Annotated in this window: 24 protein-coding genes; 6 read left to right on the top strand and 18 right to left on the bottom strand. The window is 61.2% G+C overall.

What is annotated here, in order from left to right; translation table 11 throughout:
• Positions 1 to 10: 10 nt before the first annotated feature.
• The 5 genes from N6G83_RS05135 to N6G83_RS05155 form a co-directional block, all read right to left on the bottom strand.
• Complete coding sequence (locus tag N6G83_RS05135; RefSeq protein ID WP_025302957.1) at positions 11 to 1,294, bottom strand: Gfo/Idh/MocA family protein; 1,284 nt, start codon at positions 1,292 to 1,294, stop codon at positions 11 to 13.
• Between the two features lie 19 nt (positions 1,295 to 1,313).
• Positions 1,314 to 2,426 carry an ABC transporter ATP-binding protein gene (locus tag N6G83_RS05140; protein WP_025302956.1) on the bottom strand — a complete coding sequence of 371 codons (1,113 nt, stop codon included), beginning with the start codon at positions 2,424 to 2,426 and terminating at the stop codon, positions 1,314 to 1,316.
• Between the two features lie 21 nt (positions 2,427 to 2,447).
• Positions 2,448 to 3,266, bottom strand: a complete 819-nt coding sequence (locus N6G83_RS05145) for a carbohydrate ABC transporter permease (RefSeq protein ID WP_004938251.1) — start codon at positions 3,264 to 3,266, stop codon at positions 2,448 to 2,450.
• Between the two features lie 10 nt (positions 3,267 to 3,276).
• Positions 3,277 to 4,218 carry a carbohydrate ABC transporter permease gene (locus N6G83_RS05150; protein ID WP_025302955.1) on the bottom strand — a complete coding sequence of 314 codons (942 nt, stop codon included), beginning with the start codon at positions 4,216 to 4,218 and terminating at the stop codon, positions 3,277 to 3,279.
• Positions 4,219 to 4,296: 78 nt separating this feature from the next.
• Positions 4,297 to 5,550: an ABC transporter substrate-binding protein gene (locus N6G83_RS05155; RefSeq protein WP_025302954.1), complete on the bottom strand. Its 1,254-nt coding sequence runs from the start codon at positions 5,548 to 5,550 to the stop codon at positions 4,297 to 4,299.
• Positions 5,551 to 6,016: 466 nt separating this feature from the next.
• Between N6G83_RS05155 and N6G83_RS05160 the strand changes: the two genes are divergently transcribed.
• From N6G83_RS05160 to N6G83_RS05175, 4 genes are all read left to right on the top strand, one after another.
• Positions 6,017 to 7,687, top strand: coding sequence for a DUF4091 domain-containing protein (locus N6G83_RS05160; protein ID WP_025302953.1), 1,671 nt, complete (start codon positions 6,017 to 6,019; stop codon positions 7,685 to 7,687).
• A gap of 155 nt (positions 7,688 to 7,842) precedes the next feature.
• Positions 7,843 to 9,564: an ornithine lipid synthase OlsF gene (gene olsF, locus N6G83_RS05165; protein WP_025302952.1), complete on the top strand. Its 1,722-nt coding sequence runs from the start codon at positions 7,843 to 7,845 to the stop codon at positions 9,562 to 9,564.
• Between the two features lie 101 nt (positions 9,565 to 9,665).
• On the top strand, positions 9,666 to 10,448 hold the full coding sequence (locus N6G83_RS05170; protein ID WP_025302951.1) for an N-formylglutamate amidohydrolase: 783 nt from the start codon (positions 9,666 to 9,668) through the stop codon (positions 10,446 to 10,448).
• 76 nt (positions 10,449 to 10,524) lie between these two features.
• Positions 10,525 to 11,238, top strand: a complete 714-nt coding sequence (locus N6G83_RS05175) for a flagellar brake protein (RefSeq protein ID WP_025302950.1) — start codon at positions 10,525 to 10,527, stop codon at positions 11,236 to 11,238.
• Between the two features lie 43 nt (positions 11,239 to 11,281).
• On the opposite strand, the gene pdxY is transcribed toward N6G83_RS05175, so the two are convergent.
• Genes pdxY through N6G83_RS05190 form a run of 3 tightly spaced genes read right to left on the bottom strand, consistent with a single transcriptional unit; the run spans position 11,282 to position 13,095 of the window.
• Positions 11,282 to 12,124: a pyridoxal kinase gene (gene pdxY / locus N6G83_RS05180; RefSeq protein ID WP_260514821.1), complete on the bottom strand. Its 843-nt coding sequence runs from the start codon at positions 12,122 to 12,124 to the stop codon at positions 11,282 to 11,284.
• Positions 12,125 to 12,127: 3 nt separating this feature from the next.
• On the bottom strand, positions 12,128 to 12,844 hold the full coding sequence (locus N6G83_RS05185; RefSeq protein WP_025302948.1) for a glutamine amidotransferase: 717 nt from the start codon (positions 12,842 to 12,844) through the stop codon (positions 12,128 to 12,130).
• The gene (locus N6G83_RS05190; RefSeq protein WP_025302947.1) at positions 12,841 to 13,095 is read right to left on the bottom strand and encodes a hypothetical protein; all 255 of its coding nucleotides are present in this window, start codon (positions 13,093 to 13,095) and stop codon (positions 12,841 to 12,843) included. The genes N6G83_RS05185 and N6G83_RS05190 overlap by 4 nt, the downstream gene beginning before the upstream one ends.
• A 66-nt stretch (positions 13,096 to 13,161) precedes the next feature.
• On the opposite strand from N6G83_RS05190, the gene N6G83_RS05195 reads away from it, so the two are divergent.
• Positions 13,162 to 14,466 carry an aminotransferase class I/II-fold pyridoxal phosphate-dependent enzyme gene (locus tag N6G83_RS05195; protein WP_025302946.1) on the top strand — a complete coding sequence of 435 codons (1,305 nt, stop codon included), beginning with the start codon at positions 13,162 to 13,164 and terminating at the stop codon, positions 14,464 to 14,466.
• On the opposite strand, the gene N6G83_RS05200 is transcribed toward N6G83_RS05195, so the two are convergent.
• The 5 genes from N6G83_RS05200 to N6G83_RS05220 all read right to left on the bottom strand — a co-directional run bounded on the left by N6G83_RS05200 (position 14,463) and on the right by N6G83_RS05220 (position 19,615).
• Entirely contained in the window at positions 14,463 to 15,449 is a 987-nt protein-coding gene (locus N6G83_RS05200; RefSeq protein WP_025302945.1) for an MsnO8 family LLM class oxidoreductase, read from the bottom strand. The genes N6G83_RS05195 and N6G83_RS05200 overlap by 4 nt on opposite strands.
• 138 nt (positions 15,450 to 15,587) lie before the next feature.
• The gene (gene pbpG, locus N6G83_RS05205) at positions 15,588 to 16,424 is read right to left on the bottom strand and encodes a D-alanyl-D-alanine endopeptidase (RefSeq protein WP_025302944.1); all 837 of its coding nucleotides are present in this window, start codon (positions 16,422 to 16,424) and stop codon (positions 15,588 to 15,590) included.
• A gap of 93 nt (positions 16,425 to 16,517) precedes the next feature.
• Positions 16,518 to 16,943, bottom strand: a complete 426-nt coding sequence (gene nudI, locus N6G83_RS05210; RefSeq protein WP_025302943.1) for a nucleoside triphosphatase NudI — start codon at positions 16,941 to 16,943, stop codon at positions 16,518 to 16,520.
• Positions 16,944 to 17,063: 120 nt separating this feature from the next.
• Entirely contained in the window at positions 17,064 to 17,978 is a 915-nt protein-coding gene (gene ppk2 / locus N6G83_RS05215) for a polyphosphate kinase 2 (protein ID WP_025302942.1), read from the bottom strand.
• A 26-nt stretch (positions 17,979 to 18,004) separates the two neighbouring features.
• A complete protein-coding gene (locus N6G83_RS05220; protein ID WP_025302941.1) occupies positions 18,005 to 19,615 on the bottom strand; it encodes an inorganic phosphate transporter in 1,611 nt (536 codons plus the stop codon).
• A gap of 186 nt (positions 19,616 to 19,801) precedes the next feature.
• Between N6G83_RS05220 and N6G83_RS05225 the strand changes: the two genes are divergently transcribed.
• Positions 19,802 to 20,830 carry a transporter gene (locus tag N6G83_RS05225; RefSeq protein ID WP_025302940.1) on the top strand — a complete coding sequence of 343 codons (1,029 nt, stop codon included), beginning with the start codon at positions 19,802 to 19,804 and terminating at the stop codon, positions 20,828 to 20,830.
• Here N6G83_RS05225 and N6G83_RS05230 read toward each other — a convergent pair whose 3' ends face one another.
• The 5 genes from N6G83_RS05230 to N6G83_RS05250 form a co-directional block, all read right to left on the bottom strand.
• A complete protein-coding gene (locus tag N6G83_RS05230; protein WP_025302939.1) occupies positions 20,831 to 21,364 on the bottom strand; it encodes an SRPBCC family protein in 534 nt (177 codons plus the stop codon).
• Positions 21,365 to 21,367: 3 nt separating this feature from the next.
• Complete coding sequence (locus N6G83_RS05235) at positions 21,368 to 21,715, bottom strand: ArsR/SmtB family transcription factor (RefSeq protein ID WP_004938187.1); 348 nt, start codon at positions 21,713 to 21,715, stop codon at positions 21,368 to 21,370.
• Positions 21,716 to 21,798: 83 nt separating this feature from the next.
• A complete protein-coding gene (locus N6G83_RS05240; RefSeq protein ID WP_164063247.1) occupies positions 21,799 to 23,025 on the bottom strand; it encodes a Zn-dependent hydrolase in 1,227 nt (408 codons plus the stop codon).
• Entirely contained in the window at positions 23,022 to 23,513 is a 492-nt protein-coding gene (locus N6G83_RS05245; RefSeq protein WP_025302937.1) for an L-2-amino-thiazoline-4-carboxylic acid hydrolase, read from the bottom strand. The genes N6G83_RS05240 and N6G83_RS05245 overlap by 4 nt, the downstream gene beginning before the upstream one ends.
• Positions 23,514 to 23,531: 18 nt before the next feature.
• Positions 23,532 to 24,641, bottom strand: a complete 1,110-nt coding sequence (locus N6G83_RS05250; RefSeq protein WP_373276033.1) for a branched-chain amino acid ABC transporter substrate-binding protein — start codon at positions 24,639 to 24,641, stop codon at positions 23,532 to 23,534.
• Positions 24,642 to 24,674: the final 33 nt, after the last annotated feature.

Here is a 24,674-nt window from a genome sequence, read left to right on the forward strand (position 1 = left end):
TGGCCATGCTTCAGGCTCCGTTCAGGGCGATCACCGCCGCTTCACGGCGTGCGCGTTCGGCGGCGAACACCATCAGGTGGCTCTCCAGCGCTTCGGCCGGGCCGGCCAGCACCTGGCTCGGATCGTTGGCGCGAATGGCCGCGATAAAGTGCTGCATCAGGTAGTAGTCGCCGCCGCCGTGGCCACCCATCGCGTGCAGATCCTGGCCGGCGTCGGTGTCGTAATGCGTTTCGCCGTCGTCGAGGAACGAGGTGATGCGGATATGGCGGCCGTCGCCTTCCAGGCAGCCGCGGCTGCCGAAGATGCGGGTGTGGCGATCTTCGTGGCGAGTGAAGGCCGTCATGGTGAACGACGCAGTGCGGCCGCCGGCGAACTGCATGTTGACCACCTGATGGTCGACCACGTTATTGTCGCAGCGGTAGACGCAGCGGCCGTAGGGCCCGTCGCGCAGCGCCGCCCGCAGCGTCGTCTGGTCGGGTTCCGGCGTCAGCACCCGCAGAAAACCGGGCGTGGCCTTGTGGTCGTCGCCCAGATAGATGCGTTTGGCGGAATAGGGACAGGCTGCCTCCACCGCACAATCCAGGCAGTTGTCCGCCGCGCCGGCCGGTTGGTTTTCCTGGTGGAAGTGGTGCAGGTTGCCGAAGGAGCTGACCTGTTCGCAGGGCTGTTCCATCACGTAGCGGATCCAGTCGATGTCGTGGCAGGATTTCTGCAACAGCATAAACGCGGCCTGTTGATCGTTGCGCCAGTTGCCGCGCACGAAGGAGTGCGCCTGATGCCAGTAGCCAACCGGTTCTAAGTGTTGCAGGCTGACGATGTCGCCGATCGCGCCATCGCGCAGCAGCTGTTTGAGCTTTTGGGTATAGCGGGTATAGCGCAGTACGTGGCCGACTGAGAAGATCAGCTTTTGGCGCACGACCTCGGCGACGATGGCCCGGCACTCGTCGGCGTCCGGCGACAGCGGTTTTTCCAGCAGCATGGCGTAGCCCTGACGGGCGAAGGCCAGCGCCGGCTCTAGGTGCATCTGATCCTGAGTGCAGATCAGCACCGCGTCGGCCAGCTTGCCGGCGTCGGCGGCCTGGCGCCAGTCGGTGAAGACGTTTTCCGGCGCGATGGCGTGCTGCACCACGAACGGCTCGCGGTAGGCATCGCGCGGTTCCGCCACCGCCACCACCTGCATCAAATCGGGGTGCGCCAGCGCATAGCGCGAGTAGATTTCACCGCGCGCACCGGCGCCGACGACCAGCACTCGCACCGGGCGCTGGGCAACGTTGTTGGGTTGTGTTGACGACATTGCTGATACTCCGCTGTTGTTATTTGAGGTTTTGGCCGCTGAGCTCGTCGAACAAATGCGCGCGCGTCAGATCGAATGCCAGATGAATGCTTTCGCCGAGGCGCGGCTCCCAGTCCGGCAGCGACGCCATGCGCAGCACGAAGCGCAGGTCAGCCAGTTCGCAGTGCAGCAACTCTTCGTTGCCCATGCGCTCGATGGTGACGATCTGCGCCGGGAAACAGTTGGCGCTGCCGGGCGCACACAGCCGCAGGGACTCCGGCCGGATGCCGAGACACACCCGCGCATGCGGGTAGTCGGCCAACTGCCGTTGCAGCGCCGGCGGCAGATCGAGCTGGTGCTGCAGGCCGATACGCAGCCGCACCGTTTGGCCGTCGCGCACGATCGCCAGATCGTGCAAATTCATCGACGGGCTGCCGATAAACTCGGCGACGAAACGGTTGGCGGGGTGGTGGTACAGATTGATCGGTTTATCCACCTGCATGATGGCGCCGCGATTCATCACGCAAATGCGATCGCCCATGGTCATCGCTTCGACCTGATCGTGGGTGACGTACACCATAGTGGCGGCGGCGCCTTCCTGCTTCAGCTGGTTGTGCAGTTCGATCAGCTGTACGCGCATCGACACTCGCAGCTTGGCGTCGAGGTTGGACAGCGGCTCATCGAACAGGAACACCTTGGGCTTGCGCACGATGGCGCGGCCGACCGCCACCCGCTGGCACTGGCCGCCGGAAAGCTGGCCCGGCTTGCGCTGCAGCAGGTTGGTGATCTCCAGTTTTTCCGCCGCGTCGCGCACCCGGCGGTCGATCTCGGCCTTGCTCTCTTTGCCGATCAGGCCGAACGCCATGTTCTTGTACACCGTCATGTGCGGGTACAGCGCATAGTTCTGGAACACCATGGCGATGCCGCGATCCTTCGGCATGCTGTCGTTGACGCAGCGATCGTGGATCAGGATCTGCCCCTCGCTGACGCTCTCCAGCCCGGCGATCATCCGCAGCAGGGTAGACTTAGCGCAGCCGGACGGGCCGACGAACACCATAAATTCCCCGTCTTCAATTTCCAGATCGACGCCGTGCAGCGCGTGGAAACCGTTGGGGTAGACTTTTTTAACGCTGTTTAACTGAATTCCGGCCATGTCGTTTACCTTGTCTGCGCGTTAGCCTTTCACCCCGGCGCTGGCGATGCCCTGGATGAAATAGCGTTGGAAAATAATGAACAGCATCAACATCGGGATCACCGCCATCAGCGCCCCGGCCATCAGCAACGGGTATTCCACCCCGGCGCGGCTGGAGAGCGAGGCGAGGCCAACCGGCAGCGTCAGCTTCTCGGTGGTGGTATTGACGATCAGCGGCCACATCAGGTTGTTCCAGCTCCACAGGCCATTGATGATGACGCAGGCGATAATGCCTGGCCGGATCAGCGGCAGCATGATGCGCCAGAAGATGGCGAAGTAGCTGTAGCCGTCGATCAAAGCCGCTTCTTCCATTTCCTTCGGTACCGCCAGGAAGAACTGGCGCAGCAGGAAGGTGGCGTAAACGCTGAAAATGCCCGGCAGCACCAACCCGGTGATGCTGTTGACCAGCCCCAGCTTCTGTACCACCAGGAATTGCGGGATCAGAAACGCCTGGCCGGGCACCATCAGGATCGACACGCATACCAGAAACACCGCGTCGCGGCCGCGAAAATGCAGGCGCGAGAAGCCATAGGCGGCCAGGGTAGCGATCGCCATCTGCAGGGTGACGGTGAAGAAAGTCGCCAGCAGCGAGTTGAGGTAAAAGCCGGCGAACGGGATTTCGTGCATCACCCGGCCGTAGGCCTGCAGGCTAGGGTGCGCCGGCAGCAGCGTCAGCGGGATCTGAATGCTCTCGGCCTGGGTTTTCAGCGAGGTCACCAGCATCCAGATAAAGGGCACCACCGAGGCCAGCGCCGCCAGCCCCATAAACAGGTACACCAGCGTTTTCTTGCTTGCGTTCATGTGCAGCTCCTCAGCTGACTTTCAGGCGCTTGCCGATCGCCATTTGAATCAGGGTGATCACCAGCGTGACGGCGAACAGCACCACGGTGATGGCGGAAGCGTAGCCTTTTTCCTGCAGGTAAAACGCGTACTTGTAGAACAGGTTGGTGACGGTCATCACGTCGTTTTCCACCAGCGCACGGTCGAACATCAGGAACACCACGTCGAAGATTTGCAGGATCTCGATAAAGCTCATCACCGACACGAAAAACAGCGTCGGCACCATCATCGGCAACGTGATACAGAAGAAGCGGCGCAGGGTGCCGATGCCGTCGATATCCGCCGCCTCGTACAGCTGGCGCGGAATGCTCTGCAGCCCGGCCAGCAAAATGATGATCTTCAGCGCCAGCGACGACCAGATGATGATGATGGACACGCTGATGCGCACCACGTCCGGATCGGACAGCCAGGCGACCGGCGCAATGTGCAGCAGGCCCAGCGCCTGGTTGATCAGGCCGAAATCCTTGTTGAACAGCCATTGCCACACCATGGCCACCGCCGCAGGCATGGTGACCGCCGGCAGGAACAGCAGGGTGCGCAGCAGGCCTTTGCCACGGATGTTCTGATTGAGGCCGATCGCCAGCAGCAGCGACAGGCTCAGGCTGATCGGCACGCACACCACCACGTAGAACAAGGTGTTGGCGGCGGCGGTGTAGAAGTCATCGTCTTCGAACAGGTTGAGATAGTTATCGACGCTGATGCTGCTCCAGCGCATGAACTGGTTCAGATCGGTAAAGCTGTAAAAAATGTTTTGCAAAAAGGGGATCAGGTAAAACACCGTCACCCCCAACAACAGCGGCAGGATCATCACCCAGCCCCAGAAGCGTTCGGCGCGTTCGAGCCGATTGAGCGCGGGGCGGGCGGTGCGCCGGGATGGTTTTAGGGTGACCGTAGCCGTTTCTGCCAGCGACATGTTGCCATTCCTCACCTATGACGTTCAGCGTGGGTCCACCGCGGCGCGCGCTCGGGGCTGCGCGCCGCGGCGGGGCGATTACTGCTCCATGACGCGCGCGATCTTCTTGACCGATTTGTCCATTTCCTGCTTAGCGTCCGCGCCCATAAAGATCTTCTTCAGGCTGGCGATCCACATGTTCTGCCACTTCGGCGTATTGGTGCCGGCGGTGGGGTAAGCCTGGGTCACTTCAAGGGTCTGGATATAAGGCGAAACGTCGACTTTCTGAATCTGCTGTGCCCAGACCTTGGCCGCCGTCTTGTTGGCCGGGATCACCACCTTGGCCAGCTCAGCCTGTGAGGCTTCGCTGCTCATGAAGGCAATATATTTCCAGGCGGCCTGCTTATGGGCGCTTTTGGCCGACATGGCGAAGGCCAGGCTGTGCGCCACGCCGGACTGGCGTTCAATTTTGGGCATCATCACCACGCCGATGTGGTCGTTGATCAGCGGGTTATTGGCGAACGGTGCCGCCAGCCAGGAACCGGCATAGACCATCGCCGCGCGGTTGGACTGGAAGATGTTCTCGGTTTTGACTTCGCTCATCTGCTGGGCGCTTGGCATCAGGCCGTCTTTCATCATGCCCTGCAGCTGCTGGTAGACCCAGAGGGATTTGTCGTTGGCGATGTCGGTGGGCTGGCCGTCTTTCGGCACGATGTGATTGCCGTTTTGGAACAGCAGGTTCATGTAGCTGTCCTGACCGTCGATGCTGAGATCCATCACCAGCGGGAAGGCCGTGCCTTTCAGCCCGTTTTTCAGCGCGGTAGCCTTGCTTTTCAGATCGTCCCAGCTCCAGTCGCTGGTGGGGTAGCTGACGCCGGCCTGATCGAACAGTTTTTTGTTGTACCACACGGCGATGGAATCGACGTCGCGCGGGATGGCCATCTGCTGGCCGTCGTACTGGTAGGCTTTCACCGAGCTGGCGACCACGTCGTCCAGCTTAAGGCCGCTGTCTTTAATATAGGGTGCCAGCGGCTCCATAATGCCGTTTTTGGCGTACTGCACAAAATAAGGCATATTGATCCAGAATATATCCGGCGCCACGCCGCCGGCGGCTGCGGAATCTAATTTAACGAAATATTGCGCCGAGGGGGTTAATTCTATTTCTATTTTTATATCCGGGTTGGCCTGCTCAAATCGCTTAGCAATCTCCTGTTCGGATGATAATTGATTTCTGTCCCAAACGGCATAGCGCAATGTTATTTTATCTGCGGCGTGGAGCAGTGTGGGCAATAATAATGCGCTGGCAAGAATAGAGTGCGCCAGCAGGCGGCCGGTATTTTTTATCGGTGACATTGCTTTCCCCTCGGTGAGCGACGAATAGCGTTTTTCGCAACGTAAATTCTTTCTATCCCTTAACTTTCAATGTGTCAATACACCCCCAAACGCCCAAAAATGGGGCGTTGATGTTTCATTGTTGTTAAAATCGAAAGGCTTTGACGGCCAAGTGAAAGGTGTGTTTATTCACAATTCGTTAACCTTTTGACGGGTTTTTTCCCCGGTGGCGCGGCATTTAGCGGCCTTCGCAGGCATAGGAATAACTGATAACCCTTGCACCATAATGGGGATTAAAAACATTTTTATTGTGCAAGCTTCTGCTTCTTTCATTTTTGTGATGCAAATAAACAAAAAAAATCTTGCTGTGGCTGTCAGAGGAAGGTGCAGGAACGTTTTTTATTGCCGGCTATTGTCTGTGGCGATAAAAGACGTTAGCCTGAATTTCACAATATTGACTTATCCAAAATAAAGAGGCCCGATTATCATGCGCCTGTCTCTGGTATTTACGCATTGCCTGGAGAAAGTATTTCATTGCCAAAATATGCCGCCCGTTGCCGTAGAAAATCGGCTGAGCGGGTTAAATAACGAGGTGCTTTCCTGGCAGGCGGTGTACTGTTTGCAAACCCCGGGCAACGAGACTCGCCATGAGCTCAGTTATCAACTTGACGGACCGCTGGCGGCGTATATCAGCGTGCGCCAGGTGCAATCGGTACCGAGCGGTTTTCCCTGTTATCGCGAGACCGATGAGAATTACCTGACGACCGAGCCGGGCTTATTTCCCGATCCGCTGATGCCGCTGCCGCAACGGCGTTTTTTTGCCGCCTGCCGCTATTATGGCAGCCTGTGGCTGACCTTGACGCCGCCGGCCGACGCGCAACTGGCTGGTGACTTTCCGTTGACCCTGCGGCTGCGGGATGCCCAGAGCGGCGAGGCGCTGGCCGAGGCCACGCTGACGCTGCATCTGGTGCCGGCGGCGTTGCCGCCGCAAACGCTGTTGCACACCGAGTGGTTGCACACCGACTGCCTGGCGGATTACTACCGTCTGGCGGTGTTCAGCCCGGATTACTGGCGCGCGGTGCGCAACTTTGTGCGCTGTGCGGTTCAGGCCGGGGTTAATATGCTGCTGACGCCGCTGTTTACGCCGCCGCTGGATACCGCCGTCGGCGGTGAACGCACCACGGTGCAGTTGGTGAGGGTGTCGCGTTCGGCGCAGGGGTATGACTTCGATTTCAGTCTCCTGGCGCAGTGGATAGCGTTGGCGCAGGAAGAGGGCATCGAGCACTTCGAAATCGCGCCGCTGTTTACCCAATGGGGCGCGGCACATGCGCCGAAGATCGTGGTGGAGGAGCAGGGCGAGGCGCGACCGCTTTTCGGCTGGCACACCGATTCGCAGGGCGAAGCGTACCAGCGTTTTCTGCAGACGCTGCTGCCGGCGTTGACCGCCTGGTTCCGCGAACGGGGGCTGGAACGGCAGGTGTGGTTCCATGTTTCCGATGAGCCGACGCTGGACAACCTGGCGGCCTACCAGCGCGCCAGCGCCGCGCTACGCCCATTGCTGGATGGCTTTCGCACCTTCGATGCGCTGTCGGATTTCGCTTTCTATCAGCGAGGCCTGGTGGAAATCCCGGTCGCTGCCACCGATCATATCGAACCCTTTATCGAACACCGGGTGCCTGGCCTGTGGGCCTATTATTGCTGCGTACAGAAGACCGAGGTCGCCAACCGGTTCTTCGCCCAGCCTTCGGCGCGCAACCGCATATTGGGCGTGCAGCTCTATCTGTACCGCATCGCCGGCTTCCTGCATTGGGGATTCAACTTCTATAACAGCGCTCATTCGCGAGAGCGCATCAACCCTTACGCCGTGACCGACAGCGGCCATGCGTTTCCCTCCGGCGATCCGTTCGTGGTCTATCCGGGCGAGGATCTGCAGCCGGTGGAGTCGCTGCGCCTGCGGGTGCTGCATCAGGGGCTGCAGGACATGCGCGCGCTGCAGCTGCTGGAGAGTCTGACCGACCGGGCGACGGTTGAGGCGCTGATCGAACGCGAGCTGGGCATGCGCATTACCTTCAAACGTTATCCGCACCAGGCCGGGCCGCTGCTGCGCTTGCGCGAAGCGGTGAACCGCCGCATCGAAGCGCTGCTGGCGCCGATGTGAGGGCAAGTGGGGGCGAAAATGCGTCTTTCGCTCCCAATTCGTCATTACTTTGCTATACCTGATAGTCGATGGATTCATTTTATTGTCATGTAACTGACACGTCAGAGTCACGGCTCTGGCTTAAGTTTGCAGCGACTACGTCAGGAGATAACGCGATGTTCAGCCTGGATTCTCTGTTGCAAGATGCATTTCCACACCGCAATACCCCTGCCTGGCAGCGCAGCCTGCTAAGAACCCTTCTCTTCGAAAAAGAATTCAAACAGTTCGCTGCCGACTATCCCCACCTGAAAGGGCTCGATCTGATCGAGCAGGTGGTGGACTACTTCAACCTCAGCTGCGAGCTGGTGGACGGCGATCTGGAAAACATCCCGAGCCAGGGGCCGGTGGTGCTCGTCGCCAATCACCCGATCGGCTCGCTCGACGGCCTGGTGCTGCTGCGCGCCGTCGCGGCGGTGCGCCCGGATGTGAAAGTGGTGGCCAGCCAGCTGCTGACCTATATCGAACCGCTGCGCAACCTGTTCGTGCCGGTGGATAACGTCGCTTATAAAACCAGCCGCAAACAGATTGAAGGGATGCAGCAGCAACTGGACAATCAGGGCGCGCTGATCCTGTTCCCGGCTGGCGAAGTGTCGCGCATGAGCCCGAAAGGCATCCGCGATGGCCACTGGCATACCGGCTTTCTGCGCCTGGCCGCCAAGGCGCGCGCGCCGATCGTGCCGATCCACATCAGCGCGCGCAACAGCAACCTGTTCTACTTTACCTCGCTGGTTTATCGGCCGCTGTCGACGCTGCTGCTGGTGCGTGAAATGTTCCAGCAGCGGGGCGGGCGCATCAAGATCCGCGTCGGCGGCCGTGTGCCGTTCGCCAGCTGGCACGACGGCCACACCAGCGCCAAGGATCTGGCGGAGCGCTTTCGCCGCCACGTCTATCGCCTGGGCCAGGGTAAACCGGGGCTGTTCGCCAGCGAGTCGCCGATCGCACTGCCGGAAGAGCGTCTGGAGCTGAAAAAGGCGTTGGCAAACTGCGAACGGTTGGGGGTAACGCCGGACGGTAAAACCATCTACCTCTATCGCCGCCGTGACGAAGCGCGTACGCCAATCCTGCGCGAGCTGGGGCGCCTGCGCGAGATCGCCTTCCGCGCGGTGGGGGAAGGATCCGGCCGCCGCCGCGATCTGGACAGCTACGACGACGATTACTACCACCTGGTGCTGTGGGATGAGGAGGAGCTGGAGATCGTCGGCGCCTACCGTTTTATCCCCACCGCCGAACAAATCGAACGCAAAGGGCTGGAAAGCATCTATAGCAACAGCCTGTTCCACTATGACCGCGATATGGAACCGATCCTGGCGCAGGGCATCGAACTGGGGCGCAGCTTCATTCAGCCGGCCTATTGGGGCAAGCGCGGGCTGGACTATTTGTGGCTGGGCATCGGCGCCTATCTGTCGAAATACCCGCAATATCGCTATCTGTTCGGCCCGGTGTCGATCTCCGGCGGCATGCCGCTGGCGGCGCGCGATTTGCTGATCGCCTTCTACCGGCTCTATTTCTCGCCGGATCACGCCTTCGCGCAGTCGCGCCGGCCTTATCCGGCGTCGCTGCCGCAGGTGTTGGCGCAGTTTGCCGGGGACAACTACCAGGAAGATCTGGTACGGCTGAAGAGCCTGCTCAGCAACATCGGCTGCTCGATCCCGACGCTGTACAAGCAATACACCGAGCTGTGCGAACCGGGTGGGGTGCAGTTCATCGACTTCGGCACCGATCCGGCGTTCAACAACTGTATCGACGGACTGGTGCTGGTGGATACCACGCGGCTCAAGCCGTCGCGCTATCAGCGTTATATCGCGGTGCACCAGCCACAGCCAGCCGAGACGGCATGACTACAGTCTGACTCATGCCTTTTTGATCTAAGCACGACCTTGGGGCCGGCGACGGGATAGCGCTACGATAAACGTTTTGCTTTCCACCGCCGGAGCCCGTCATGCCCCATTCGTTTATCCCGCCGTTATTGTCCGCCGATGAACCGCCTGCCGCCGCCGTTGAAATCCCGCGCGGCAAAGCGCCTTTTTTGCTGCTGTGCGATCACGCCGGCAAGGCGATACCGCAGTCCCTTGGCGACCTCGGTTTGCCGCCGGGGGAGATTGAACGCCACATCGGCTGGGATATCGGCGCGCTGAGCGTGTCGCGCCATCTGAGCCGCCAACTGGACGCCACGCTGATCCATCAGCGTTACTCACGGCTGGTGATCGACTGCAACCGGGCGCCCGGCATCGCCAGCTCGATCCCGCCTTTGTCCGAACTGACGCCCATCCCCGGCAATATCGGCATCGACGGCGAACACGCGCTGGCGCGCGAGCGTGAGGTATTTTTGCCGTATCACCACGCCATCGACGATCATCTGGGGCAACGCCAACTGCGCGAACTGCCGACGGCGGTGATCGCCATGCACAGCTTCACGCCGGTGTTCAAGGGCGAATCGCGCCCCTGGCAGGTGGGCCTGCTGTTTAACCGCTACCCGGAATTTGCGCTGCTGCTGGCCGAACTGCTGCGCGAAGAGGGGGATTTGCAGGTGGGGATCAACGAACCCTATGCGATGACCGACGCCACCGACTACACGTTGCCGGTGCATGCGGAACGTCGCGGTTTGCCTTATGTCGGCATCGAAATCCGCCAGGATCTGATCGCCGATGAACGCGGGCAGCAGGCATGGGCGAAACGTTTCGCACGCCTGCTGCCGCAGGCCTGGCAGCGTTGGCAAATTTGACTTTAGGAATATTCCCAGAGATGATAACCGTAAGGAATACGTAATACGTCATTAGAAAAAAAGTCAGGAGAGACGTGTGGAGCACAGCGATAACGGACTGTTTATCAAACGGGAGCGTTTTGAAGTTCTGGCGATTCTGCGTGAAATTTGCAAACAACGCACGCCGCTGCGCGTAGAAAATCAGCAGCACCGGTTTCAAAGTCTGTTATTGAGCGTCGGGCCGGACAATATCGTGTTTAGCGGTGAGGAAGCGGAAAATGCCATCGACGGCGCCTGCACCATCGTGATTGAAAGCAACGACGCCAAAATCGAGTTTTCCGTCGGCCAGGCGGAACTGACCGAACATCAAGGCGTCCAGGCCTGCTCGACCCGGCTGCCGCAGGAGTTGGTCTACATCCAGCGCCGCCGTCAGTTCCGCATCACCACGCCACACTGGCGTCAATTCTTCTGTACCGGCGAATACCCGGACGGCACGCCTTATGAGCTGCGGATCCACGATCTGTCTGCCGGCGGCGTCGGTTTGCGCTTCGACGGGCCGCTACCGGATTTCTTCCAGCCGGGCCTGCAGTTCAAGAAAGCGGAGTTGGATCTGGGCAGCTACGGCAGCTTCAAGGTCAACATGGAGCTGGTGGTGGTCAACGACGATCAGGAAACCGACGATAACGATCAGGTGGTGCACTTCTCGCGCCTGTCATGCCGTTTCCTCAAGCTGGGGTTGGCGATGGAGCGCAAAATTCAGAGCGCCGTGTTCGCCTTCGAGCTAGATTTCAACAAAAAGAAAAAACGCTGATAGTGATCAGGGGCGGCACGCTGCCCCTGACTCTCCACCGGCCTTACGGCTTTAACGCCCGCAGGCTGCCGATTTCTTCCCAACCGAAATGTGCCGCTTCGGCCAGCACGTCGCACACTTCCCCCCCGGCGGCGACCACGGCCGCGTCGAGCGCAGCGCCGTGCAGCAGATGGCTGACCAGCAATGCGGCGAACAGATCGCCGGTGCCTTTGACCGCCGATTTAACCTTCGGATGGGTAAAGCACTGTGTTTCCTGCCGGGTGACCAGCATCAATCCCACCTCGTCTTCGTGCTGCGCGACGCCCGGCGCGCTGGTGACCAGCACCCATTCGGTGGTGTCGTTCAACAGCGCCTGCGCGGCGTGCTGCGTCTGCTCCCGGCTGCTCAGTTGTCGGCCGCACAGCTGTTCCAGTTCAAAGCCGTTCGGCGTCAGGCCGTTGGCCAGCCGCAGGAACGGCGATCGATAGCAGTTGACGATGCGCTCATCCACGTAGATCCCTTCACCGTAATCGCCCATCACCGGATCGATATAGATTTTTATCTGAGGATTGAGCGAGCGCACCCGCTGCAGCCAGTTGGCCAGAATATGGCACTGCATCACATCGCCCAGGTAGCCGACAATCACCGCCCGGGTGCGCTTCATCACGCCGCGGGCAATCAGATCGTCGAGAAAGCCGCCGAACCACTCGCCGCAAATGACGCCGCCGTGCGGCTTGCCGTAATAGGGCGGGCAGCCGAACAGCACGCTCGGCACCTGCAGCGCTTCCAGCCCCTTTTTCAGCAGGGCGCGGTAGGCGATGCCGTTGCCGACGCTGCCGTAGACCACCTGAGATTGAATGCTGATCACGTCGATGGACGGTGACCGCAAGGGTGAAGACTGTTGCATGAGTTACATCCTTGGTTCGTTATTATCCAGCCAGCGTGCGAACACCTGCCGCGCGCGTTGTTCCAGCTGTGCGCCGTGGCACGCCGCCTGTTCGCGCAGGCTCTGTGGCGCAACGCCGGCCAGTTCCAGCTCGCAGGCATGGCCAATCAGCCAGCGTTCGATATCGCGATGATCCGCCTCCAGATGGAACTGCAGGCCGAGCGCGAACCCCTGATAGTCGAAAGCCTGATGTGGGCAAATCGCCGTGCCGGCCAGGCAGCGGGCACCGTCCGGGATCATGAACATATCGCCGTGCCAATGCAGCACCGGCGTATCGGCCAGCGGGGCCAGCACCGAGTCGTCTTCCGCCGCGAGCGTGCTCAGCGGGGCGAAGCCGATCTCTTTGACGCCGAGCGAGATCACGTCGGCGCCCAGTGCCTGGGCGATCACCTGCGCGCCGAGACAAACCCCGAGGGTCGGTCGCTGCTGCGCCAGGCGCTGTTTGACCAGCGCTAATTCATGGTCGAGAAAATCATAGCGCTGCTCACCGGAAAAGTGTTGGGCGGCGCTGATCGGCCCGCCGAGCACTACCAACAGATCGGTCTCTTCATTATTGATAGCACGAATATCATCGCGGCCGGCATCGTAATAGTCGATCTGATAGCCGCGCAGCGAGAGCAGAGAACCGAGGATACCCAGGTTTTCAAAATTGACGTGTCGAATGGCGACGGCTTTTTTCATTGTTCAACCTCGCTAGCGTGAGTGAAAGGGGTCAGCGCCAGCGACTCGCCCAGCACAGTGATGCCTTGCGCACCGCTCTGGTAGACGATGCGACGTTCGCTGACCTGGCTGAGCTGCACCTGATAACCCTGAGCGGCCGGGAACAGCGCGCACGCCTGTTCCAGCTGATCGGCTGCCCAGGGAGTGAACATCTGCAGGCGGGCAAAGGCTTTTCCTGCATACTGAATGTCGAGCACGTAATGTTTATCCATGGAACCCCTTACTTTTGGCCGCGGAAACGGGTAATCTATTTTGAACTAGTACAAAAGGATTTATGTATGAATTCATTGTATGCAAAAGGCGGCGGCGCTGTCCAGATTGCCGAGCAGATCGCCGCACGCATCAAAGACGGCGTGCTGCGGCCAGGTGAGCTGTTGCCGCCGGTACGCCAACTGGCGGCGGAGCTGGAGGTCAATCCGAATACCGTCGCCAGCGCTTACGCCCGATTGCGCGACGCCGGTCTGGTGGCGACGCGCGGGCGGGCCGGAACGGTGGTGCTGGAGCCGCCGCTGGCGGCGGTGAGTGCGGCCTATGTGCCGCGTCAGGTGCCTGCAGGGATGTGCGATCTGGCCAGCGGTAACCTGGATGCCGCATTGTTGCCGGTGCTGGCGCTTGGCACGGCGGAGGTGTTCCCGCAGCAAAACGGCTATGACATCAGCGGTGATCTGCCGATATTGACCGGTCTGGGTCGCGAGTGGCTCGGCCGCCAGGGCGTCGCGCTGGGGGAGCCGGCGGTGTTCTCCGGCGCGCTGGATGCGATGGAAAAGGCGCTGCGCTGCCATGTGCAGCCGGGCGCGGCGGTGTGGGTGGAAGATCCCTGCTGGCCGCCGCTATTGACGCTGTTGCGCCACCTGCGCCTGCGGCCGCTGCCGCTGGCGGTAGATGAACAGGGCTGTCGGTTGCCGGAAAGCGGGGCGGCCGCTGCGGTGATCCTGACGCCGCGCGCCCACAATCCGACCGGCGCCTCGCTCTCTGCGCAACGCGCGCAGCAGTGGCGGCGTTTTCTGCACGACAACCCGCAGTGTCTGGCGATCGTCGACGATTTCTGGGGGCCGCTGTCGCAGCAGCCGCTGCATCTGCCGTTCGACGGCGATCGCGGCCTGTACGTGCTGTCGCTGAGCAAGTTTCTCAGCCCGGATCTGCGTATCGCGCTGGCCTGCGGCGACCCGACGTTGCTGCAGGCGATGCGCGCCGATCAGTACATCAGCGAACGCTGGGTCAGCCATATCTTGCAGCAGATCGCCGCCAGACTGTGGGAACAGGCGTTGCAGGAAGGGCAACTGAAGCGGGCTCAACAGGCGTATCAGGCCAGAAGGGATGAACTGGTACAGCGGCTCAATACGTTGAATCACACGGCGCTGGCGGCGGGTGAAGGGCTGCATCTGTGGTTGCCGGTGAGATCAGAAACCGCCGCCGCGCAGCTGATGGCGCAGCGGGGGTGGTTGGTGCAGGGCGGTGAACCTTTCCGCCTCAAGGGCGGCCCGGCGCTCCGCGTCAGCCTGGCTAACGTCACGCCGGCGCAGTTGGCGCCGCTGGCGCAGGATCTGACCGACGCCATGCGGGCCAGCGCGGCGATCAACTAGGCCGGCGTCAGGCTCTCCTCCGCCAGCAGCTGTAGCGAAGTGAGCCGGGCGCTCGGTTCGCCGATCGGCGTGTCGATGATGAACTCGTCCACGTCGTACCGCTGCTGCAGCTGCGCCAGTTGCTGATGTACCTGCGGCGCGGTACCAAGCAGGATATGGCTTTCCCGCGGCTCGATGCGGTAGTCGGTGGCGCCGGCCTGCTGCACGAAACTCTCTGCCTGCGCCAGGCTACCGACGGTCACGCTCTGCTCACCGGCGACGTGCACGCGGTATTGCTGAATATCCGCCGCCAGCGTCGCGGCCTGCTCCGGGCTCTGCGCCACGATCGCCGCCACCGCCAGCAGCGCCTTGCGGCCGTCGCTCAGTGCGGTGTAGTGCGCCAGCGCCTCGCGGATATCTTGCGGATTGCCGTTCAGATGCGCGGCAAACACGAAGGCCCAGCCGGATTCGGCCGCCAGCGTCGCGCTCTCTTTACTGGCGCCGAGCAGAAAGCGCTGGGCGGCGTGCGGCGGCAGCGGTGTGGCGCTCAGGCCCGGTTCGGCGTCGTCGTTCAGGTAGGCGGTCAGCTGCGACAGCTGCTGCGGGAATGCCGGTTTGTTTTGTCGGTCATGGGCGGCCTGCAGCGCCTGGGTGGCGAGCGGCAGCCCGCCGGGCGCTTTGCCTACCCCGAGATCGACGCGCCCCGGCGCCAGCGCCGCCAGCAGGTTAAAGTTTTCGGCTACCTTGTAGGCGCTGTAGTGTTGCAGCATCACGCCGCCAGAGCCGATGCGAATGCGCGACGTCTGGCCGAGCAGGTAGCCGATCAGTATTTCCGGCGACGGGCAGGCGAGCTGCGGCGTGTTGTGGTGTTCCGCCAGCCAGAAACGCCGATAGCCCCAGCGTTCCGCCTGTTGCGCCAGATGCAGCGTGCGTGCCAACGCCTGCGCGGCGCTTTCCCCGTCGGCGATCGGACTTTTTTCCAATATGCTCAAGGCATAAGCCATTTTCCCGCTCCTTTGATCATCAGATATGCCTGACAAATACCATGCGGGCGGCGTGAGGCTTAATACTGATTGGCGATAGGATATTCCATTGATCCAAAACGGATTTGGATATGCGTGGGACGGTAAAGCGCCACGGTGTTACCCCTCGAGCCAGGCCTTCAGGCGAATGGCGTCACGGTAGTGGCCGTAGCGCGGCTGCGCGCCGAGCAGGATCATCACCACCGGTTGGCCTTTGATGGTGGTGCGCATCACCAGGCAGTGACCGGCCTCGTCGGTAAAGCCGGTTTTCTGCAGCAGGATCTTCCAGGCCGGGTTATTGATTAAGCCATTGGAGCTGCGGTAGACCAGTTGGCCGCGGCCGGGGCGTACGATCTGCTGCTTGTCGGTGCTGAAGCGGCGGATCGACTGATAGCGATAGGCGTGATTGACCATCTTCAGCAGATCGTTGGCGCTCGCCACGTTGCGCGGCGTCAGCCCGGTCGGATCGTAGAAGCGGGCGCGTTTCATGCCGATGGCGCGCGCTTTCTGATTCATTTTCGCCACGAAGGCCTTGCGCCCGCCGGGATAGCTGCGGCTCAGCGCCGCGGCAGCGCGGTTCTCCGAAGACATCAGGGCGATGTGCAGCATGTCGCGGCGGCTGAGCACCGAGCCGATGGTCAGGCGCGAATGGGTTTTCTTCAGCAGATCGCGATCGGCGGCGGTGACTTTGAGCTTGCTGGCCATCGGACGTTTGCTGTCGAGGGCGACCATGGCGGTCATCAGCTTGGTGAGCGAGGCGATCGGCAGCACGCGGTTCGGCTGCTTCTGATAGAGGGTCTTTCCGGTGCGTTGATTGACGACCAGCACCGATTTTGCATTCAGCACCAGCGGCGGCGCAGCCGCATGCGCGGGCGCCAAAACGAACAGCAGGCTGAACAGAAGGGCGGCGCCGAAGCGCCGGACAGGCAGACGGAGAAAAGCGTGAGATAAAAGCATAACGGCGGAAATAGTGACCCTAAGTGATTAAAAAATATCAAAAGAGTCTGCCCGGCAAATGTGAAGGAAATAGGGCGATAATCGCTCAAACTGTTACAACAATCCCTTTTGCTGCAGCGTGAAGCGGGTAGCCTCGTTCAAATCGTAGTCCCCCAGGCGCTCGCGCGGCACCCAGGCGTAGTCGTCGAACTCGTCGTTGATCGTTACGTCGCGGTTGGCGGCATGGCAGTCGAAAATCAGGTAAATCATGTAGATTTGCTCCTGGCGGCCGTCGGCGTAGGTCTTCATGCGCACGTCGTCGCGGAAGGTCCAGGGCGTAATGCTGTCGAGGATCAGCGCGGCGCCCAGCTCTTCGCGCACTTCACGCCGCAGCGCCTGTTCTATCTGTTCACCCGGCTCGACGCCGCCGCCGGACAGCGCCCACTGGCCGGGAAACACGCCCTTGTGCGCCGCCATCTTGCACAGCAGAAAGGCGTTATCGTTTTCAATCAGCGGGCAGACAATGATGCGTTGGCGCATGGAAGACTCCTGTCAAAATGGAAAACAACCACTTTAACATGGGGTTTGGCACAGTAGCGTGAGAGAAATCAAAGCGTTGTCTTCGTACAGAGAAGCGGCAACCGCTTCTCTGCGCTAAGGTCAGTAGATTTCCGGCACCACCATGTTGTCCGGCACCGGGCTACGGTGGTATTCCGGGCTGCGTTTGCGCTGCGGCAGCGTGATGACGTTGCCTTCGGCCTCCTCATAAGGCACCTGCTGCAGCAGGTGGGTGATGCAGTTCAAGCGGGCCTTTTTTTTGTCGACGCCCTGAACTACCCACCAGGGTGCCTCGGCAATGTTAGTGCGCGCTAACATGATCTCTTTGGCTTCGGTGTAGTCTTCCCAACGGCGGCGGCTTTCCAGATCCATCGGGCTGAGCTTCCACTGTTTGAGCGGATCGTGAATGCGGCTGAGGAACCGCAGCTCCTGCTCGTCATCGGTGATCGAAAACCAATATTTGACGATTTGGATGCCGCTGCGCGTCAGCATTTTTTCGAATTCCGGCACGCTGCGGAAAAACTCCTCATACTCTTCGTCGTTGCAAAAGCCCATCACGCGTTCCACGCCGGCGCGGTTATACCAGCTGCGGTCGAACAGCACCATTTCGCCGGCGGCGGGCAGATGCGCGATGTAACGCTGAAAATACCACTGGGTGCGTTCGCGATCGTTTGGCGCCGGCAGCGCCGCCACGCGGCAAGTGCGCGGGTTGAGGCGCTGGGTGATGCGTTTGATCACGCCACCCTTGCCGGCGGCGTCGCGGCCTTCGAAGATGATCACCAGCCGGTGGCCGGTGCGCATCACCCAATCCTGCAGCTTCACCAGTTCGCCCTGCAGGCGCAGCAGTTCGCGGAAGTATTGTTTGCGCCAGGCTTTTTTCGCGTCGCTGTCGACTTCTGCCGCGTCGAAGCGCAGGTCGTCCAGCTCCATTTCCAGCTCTTCATCGTAGCTGTCGTAAAATTCTTGCAGCAGGCGCTGGTTGAAACCGTCATCGCGGTTGAATTCATGCATGGTCATCAGATTTTCTCCGTATCAGCCCGGTGTTAGAAATGGTTGAAGATCCAGTACAGCACCGCCGACAGCAGCACCGAGGCCGGCAGCGTCAGCACCCAGGCCATCAGTAGATTACGCAGGGTGGCCATCTGCAGGCCGGAGCGGTTGGCGGCCATGGTGCCGGCGATGCCGGACGAGAGTACGTGAGTGGTCGAAACCGGCAAACCGAAGGCGTCGGCCGCGCCGATGGTGGTCATCGCCACCAGTTCGGCGCTGGCGCCCTGGGCGTAGGTCAGGTGCGATTTACCGATCTTTTCGCCCACCGTCACCACGATACGGCGCCAGCCGACCATGGTGCCGAGCCCCAGTGCAATCGCCACCACCACTTTCACCCAGAAGGGAATGAAGCGGGTGGCGTTATCGAGTTCACCCTTCAGCGCGTCGAGGTTGCGCTGTGCATCGGGATTGATCTGCAGCTGACGCTCTGCTTTGAGGTGCTTGATGGTCTCGGACGCCAGGTACATGTCGTTGCGGGTGTTCGACACCGCCTGCGCCGGGATCTTGTCGACCGAGCCGTACTGACGGATTTGATCGCCGATCGCGCCGGCCAGCTGCGCCAGCGCCGGTACGACTTCCGGCGTCAGTTCGCTGGTGCGCACATAGCCGGTCAACACCTCACGCGGCGGGGTTTGGCCGCCGGCCGGGAACTGGCGCAGCAGCTCGTTTTTGGTCACCTCCGCCAGCGCCGCCACCCGGGGGATCTGCTCCGGCGGCATCGAACGGTTCAGGGCGTAGGCGATCGGCATGGTGCCCACCAGGATCAGCATGATAAGGCCCATGCCTTTCTGCCCGTCGTTGGAGCCGTGGGCAAAGGAAACGCCGGTGCAGGTGAGGATCAGCAGCCCGCGGATCCACAGCGGCGGCGGGGTATTGCCTTTAGGCGCGCTGTACAACTGGCGGTTCTTGACGAACAGCTTTAGCGCCAGCAGCAGCAGGCCGGCGAACACGAAGCCGATCACCGGCGACAGCAGCAGCGCATAGCCCACCTTGATCGCCTGGCCCCAGTCCACGCCGCTGGTGCCGGTGCGGCCGTGGATCAGGGCATTGGCCACGCCGACGCCGATAATCGAGCCGATGAGCGTATGCGACGATGAGGCGGGCAGCCCGAGCCACCAGGTGCCGAGGTTCCAGATGATGGCGGAGAACAGCAGGGCGTACACCATGGCGAAACCGTTGCCGGTGCCGGCTTGCAGGATCAGCTCGACCGGCAGCAGTGAAATGATGCCGAAGGCCACCACGCCGCTGGAGAGCAACACGCCGAGAAAGTTGAAGAAACCGGACCACACCACGGCGACCATCGGCGACAGCGAGTGGGTGTAAATCACCGTCGCGACCGCATTGGCGGTATCGTGGAAGCCGTTGACGAATTCAAAGCCCAGCGCGATCAGCAGCGCCAGCCCCAATAATAAAAACGGAATGTAACTGGTATAGACGGCGCCGGCATCGCTGACGTCGTTAAATAAGTTCACCCCGGCAAACGCGATCCCCAGAATTAATAAGAAAACAAAAAAAAGAACAGTGAGTCGACTGTTCTTTTGATGCAGCTTGGGCAGGCTGGATGCGGCCGGCACACCCGTTTGAACGGCGCTGTTATCGCTCATAATGACCTTCCTGAAAGGATTGAATGCGGTAGCTGTCGCCTGAAAAGTATTCTGAATGAATGTGGCCTTTTTATGACGAAAATATTAATCATCGGGAACGGCGAAAATCATTAACGCCGATAAATAAAGATTGTTATAACAGCGGGGAAGGTCTTGGGTTAACGGCAACAGGCAGGATATGGCGTTATGGTGCAACGGTTAGCGGAAAAGATGCACAAGCTGGATTTTGATGATGAGGTGACCGGGCTGATCTACGGCCATGTGTTCCGCTCCGGTGAGGTGCCGGCGCGCCTGAACTCGCAGCAGGTTTGTCAGGCCTACCAAGCGTTGCCGCCCGGCGACGGTTTTGTCTGGCTGCACCTCAATCTCAACCACGCGGCGGCGGAGAAGTGGTTGAAAAACCATTTCGCCATTTCCGATTTTTTCTTTCACGAAATTCGCCACGGTTCCCACACCACGCGCATCGAGCGCCAGGGCGACGATCTGTTCGCGGTGCTCAACGACGTGATTTTCCACCCCGAGGACAGTAACCCGGAAACGGCGACGCTGTGGCTCTATTGCTGCCGTGGGCTGGTGGTCACCGTGCGTCACAAACCGGTGCGACTGATTGAACGGCTGCTCGGCCGCCTGACGGCGCTGCAGCTGGCGTCGTCTACCGAGCTGCTGGCGCACCTGCTGGAAGAGCAGGAGGACGTGCTGGAGCAGGTGGTGCGGCAGGCCAACCAGTATGTTGATGCCATCGAGGATCGTCTGCTGACGAGCCGCGTTAAACGCAACCGCGCCGAGCTGGGGCGCATGCGCCGCATGCTATTGCGCTTTCAGCGCCTGTTGGCGCCTGAGCCGGCCGCGCTGTTTCGCCTGTTGAACCGGCCGCCGAGCTGGCTGAGCCGTGAGGTGGTGCAGGATCTGCGGCAGTTTACCGAAGAGTTCACCGTGGTGTTGAACGATCTGGCCAGTTTGACCGAACGCATTCGGCTGCTGCAGGAGGAGCTGAGCGCCAAGCTGATGGAGCAGAATAACCGCACGCTCTATACGCTGACGGTGATCACCGTGCTGGCATTGCCGATCAATATCGTCGCCGGTTTCTTCGGCATGAACGTGGGGGGGATCCCGCTGGCCAGCAATCACCACGGTTTTATCCTGCTGGTGTTGCTGGTCGGCAGTTTTACGCTGATCGCCGGTTATTTGGCGTTCAGGCGCAGGGACGAGACGTAATTACAGGCGGGCGCGGTACTCTTCTTCCAGCCGGGCATGGGTGCTCCAGAACGGCTGCGGCGCCCGGTCGTGCAGGCGATCCAGCAGGATATCCAGATGAGTGTGCCAGCCGCCGGCGACGCTGAGCATCTCGTCGCGGTTGGCCAAGCGCCGGTGGGTGACCGTCAGCAGCACCGCGTTTCCCTGCTCCGTCAGTTCGAAGGTCACTTCGGAAGGGCGCCCCTGATCCTGTTCGGCCCAGGTAAAGCTCAGCAGGCGCGGCGGGAACAGGCAGGTGATGTGGCCGCGGTTGCTGACACAGCCGCCGTGCTGTTTGTACTTGGCCGGCGGTTGCTCGTGCTCGCCGGCCAGATCGGAGTTGCGAAACTCCAGCTCCAGCGGTGCGCCGTTTTCCAACTTCATGGCGCCGGACGCCAGCCAGGTGGCGCGCTTGTCGGATTCGGTCAGGTAAGCCCACACCCGCTCGATGGGCCCGGGCAGCAGCCGCTGGATGCGCAGCGTGCCGGGTTCGATAATCATGCCGTAATCATTCATGGTTCACTCCTTGGGAGGAAGCTGTTCGGGCTGTAGCAGCGCCTGTTCGAGCGCATCCAGCCGTTCAGTCCAGAAATGTTCATAGGTTTGCAGCCAGTGCATGGCCTGCGCCATAGGCTCGGGTTCGAGCCGGCAGATATGGTTTCTTCCTTGCACGGTGCGTTGCACCAGGCCCGCATGTTCCAGTGCTTTCACGTGCTTGGAGGCGCCGGCGAACGACATCTGCAACGGCGCGGCCAGTTCGCCGATGCTGCGCTCACCGCCGGCCAGCGCGCGTAACATCGAACGGCGGGTCGGGTCGGCCAGCGCATGAAAAATGGCGTCCAGCTGTGAGGAAGATAATTCAACCATATGGTTGAATATAGAACAGGTGGGCTAATATTCAACCGTTTTGTTGAATATTTTTTTGCCCCGGCGAGAAACCGGGGCGAGGATCAGGCGCAGGTGTGCGCCAGCAGGGCGTTGAGCAACACGTCGGCGCCTGCGGCTGCCCAGGCGGGGGTGATATCTTCCCGCTCGTTGTGGCTGATGCCGTCCACGCAGGGAATGAAAATCATGGCGGTCGGGGCGACGCGGTTAAGGTAACAGGCATCGTGGCCGGCGCCGGAAATCATGTCGCGATGGCGATAGCCCAATGCTTGCGCGGCTTGGCGTACGCTGTCGATGCAGCCCCGATCAAAAGCGATCGGGGGATACTGGAAGATGCGGTCGGCGCGGGCGGTCAGACCACCGCCGTTGACGGCGTTCACCGCCGTCAGCAGACGCTGCTCCATCTGCTCCAGGGTAGACTCCTGCGGATGGCGGAATTCGACGCTGAAAAAGACGCGTCCCGGCACCACGTTGCGTGAATTGGGGGTAATTTGCGCCATGCCCACCGTGGCGCGCGCATCGGGCGCAAAATCCCAACCGATGCGGTTGACCGCCGTGACCAGCGCCGTAAAGCCCAGCAGGGCGTCGCGGCGTCGATCCATTGGCGTGGTGCCGGCATGGGCGCTGAAGCCGACGACCTCCAGCTCATACCAGCGCTGCCCTTGTGCGGCGGTCACCACGCCGATGTCGAGATGTTCCGCTTCCAGAATCGGCCCCTGTTCGATGTGCAGTTCGAAGGCGGCGTGGATCGGCGTGCCGCCCACCGGGTGCTCGCCGGCGTAACCAATGCGTTCCAGTGCGTCGCCAAGGCTGACGCCGTGCTCGTCGCGGCGCGTCAGGCCGTATTCCAGGTCGAATACCCCGGCGAACACCCCGGAGGCGATCATCGCCGGCGCAAAGCGTGCGCCTTCTTCGTTAGTCCAGTTGATCACTTCAATCGGGCGTTCGGTGACGATCTGCCGATCGTTAAGGGTACGAATAACCTCCAATCCGGCCAGCACGCCGTAGATGCCGTCGAAACGGCCGCCGCGGGGCTGCGAGTCGCCGTGAGAACCGGTGACGACCGGCGGCAATTCGGGGCGCGCGCCTTCACGGCGCAGGAACATGTTGCCCATCCGATCGACGCGCACGTTACAACCTGCCTCCAGCGCCCAGGCGCGCAGCTGCTCGCGCGCTTGGCGATCTTCTTCACTCAGCGCCAGCCGGGTGACGCCGTTATCGGCGATGGCGCCGAACTGCGCCATCGCGTGCAGGCTTTGCCACAGGCGCTCGCCGTTGACCCGATACGTCATTGTTCTTCTCCCGACGTTTTGGCGGTGTAGCGAAAATCGCAGCAGGGGGCGCCGGACATGATGGTTTGGCTGCGCTGCAGGTCAACCTCTGGGGCATAGCCGACGATGAACTGGCTGTCGCGGGCGCAGGAGAGCAGGTGGCCGATCTCCCCCAGCCCCATCTCGTGATACATCTCGGCGTAGCGGCAGCGGGTGACGTTATAGTCGAAGTGCTGCGCGTCCTGATTGATCACCTCGACGCGCAGCGCATCGTCTTTTTCCCACAGGTACTGCAAGGCGGCGAAGCTGCGCAGATCCGCGCCGTTCGGTTCCTGGGCGGCGAACTGTTTGCCCGCCTCGATGGCGGCATTCTCGATGGCTTCGCCGATCACCGCCTGGGCGCGCGCCTTGCCGATTTCACGCACCAGGATCTGGTAGATCGGTTTGATGATCTCCGCCTCGATCTTTCTGCGGGCCAAAATGCCCAATTCGTTTTTTGCACAGCTCATCGCCTTGCTCCTCTTGATTTATTGTGACTTGGCGCCGCCCAACACGGTTTGCGGCTGCCATTTGCCGTCAACCACCCGGTACAGGGTGAAGCTCGGCTGTTGCAGGTTGCCTTGCGCATCGAAGGCAATGGCGCCGGTGACGCCCTGGTAATGTATGGCGCGCAGTTTCGGCAGATAATCGGCCGGATTGGCCGAATCGGCTTGCTCAATGGCGGCGATCAGCACCCGGGTGGCGTCGTAGGCGAAGGGCGCATGCAGTTCGATGTGGGTGTGATAACGATCGCGGTAGGCTTGTTCAAACGCCTTGCCGCCCGGCATCTGTTCCAGCGGCAGCCCCGGCTCCAGCGCGACGACGCCTTCGCCTTCCCGCTGCGCCAGCGTCAGGAAGGTTTGGCTGACGAAGCCGCCGGCGCCCATCAGCTGCGCGTTCATGCCCAGCTGTTTCAGCTTGCGTGCCAACGGCGCCGCTTGAGAATCCACGCCGCCGAAGAAAATCAGATCGGCGTTTTTACTGCGCACGGTGGTCAGCACGGCGCTGAAATCGACGGTCTTGTCATCCACATACTCGCGGGTGACCGGCTGCACGCCCTGGGCCTGCAGCGATTTGATAAACTCGTCCGCCAGCCCCTGGCCGAAAGCGGTGCGATCGTCGATTACCGCGATACGCTTGGCTTTCAGCGTTTTCACCGCATATTGCCCGGCGTAGTTGCCGCCGTCGTCGTCGTGGCCCATCACGCGGAAGCTGGTGTCAAAGCCTTGCTGCGTGTAGCCGTGACCGGTCGCCACCGGCGCCACCTGAGCGATACCGGCGTCGTGGTAGATGCGCGCCGCCGGGATGCTGGTGCCGGTGTTCCAGTGGCCGACCACGCCGGCGACGCCTTCGTCGACCAAGCGCTGCGCCACGGCCACGGCGGTGCGCGGGTCGGACTGATCGTCCTCGGACAGTAATTTGAAGGTGACCGGTTTGCCGTTCAGCGTCGGTTTCTGTGCGTTAGCGTCGGCGATCGCCAGCCGTGCGCCGTTTTCGAGATCTTTGCCGATGCGCGCGGAAGGGCCGGTCAGCGGCCCGGCCAGGCCGATCAGCACGGTGTCGTCCGCCAGCGCCGGGAGGCTCAGGATCATTGTCATGGCGGCCAGCGCCAACGGCTTGATGCGAATGTT

Source organism: Serratia sp. PL7, assembly GCF_945957435.1.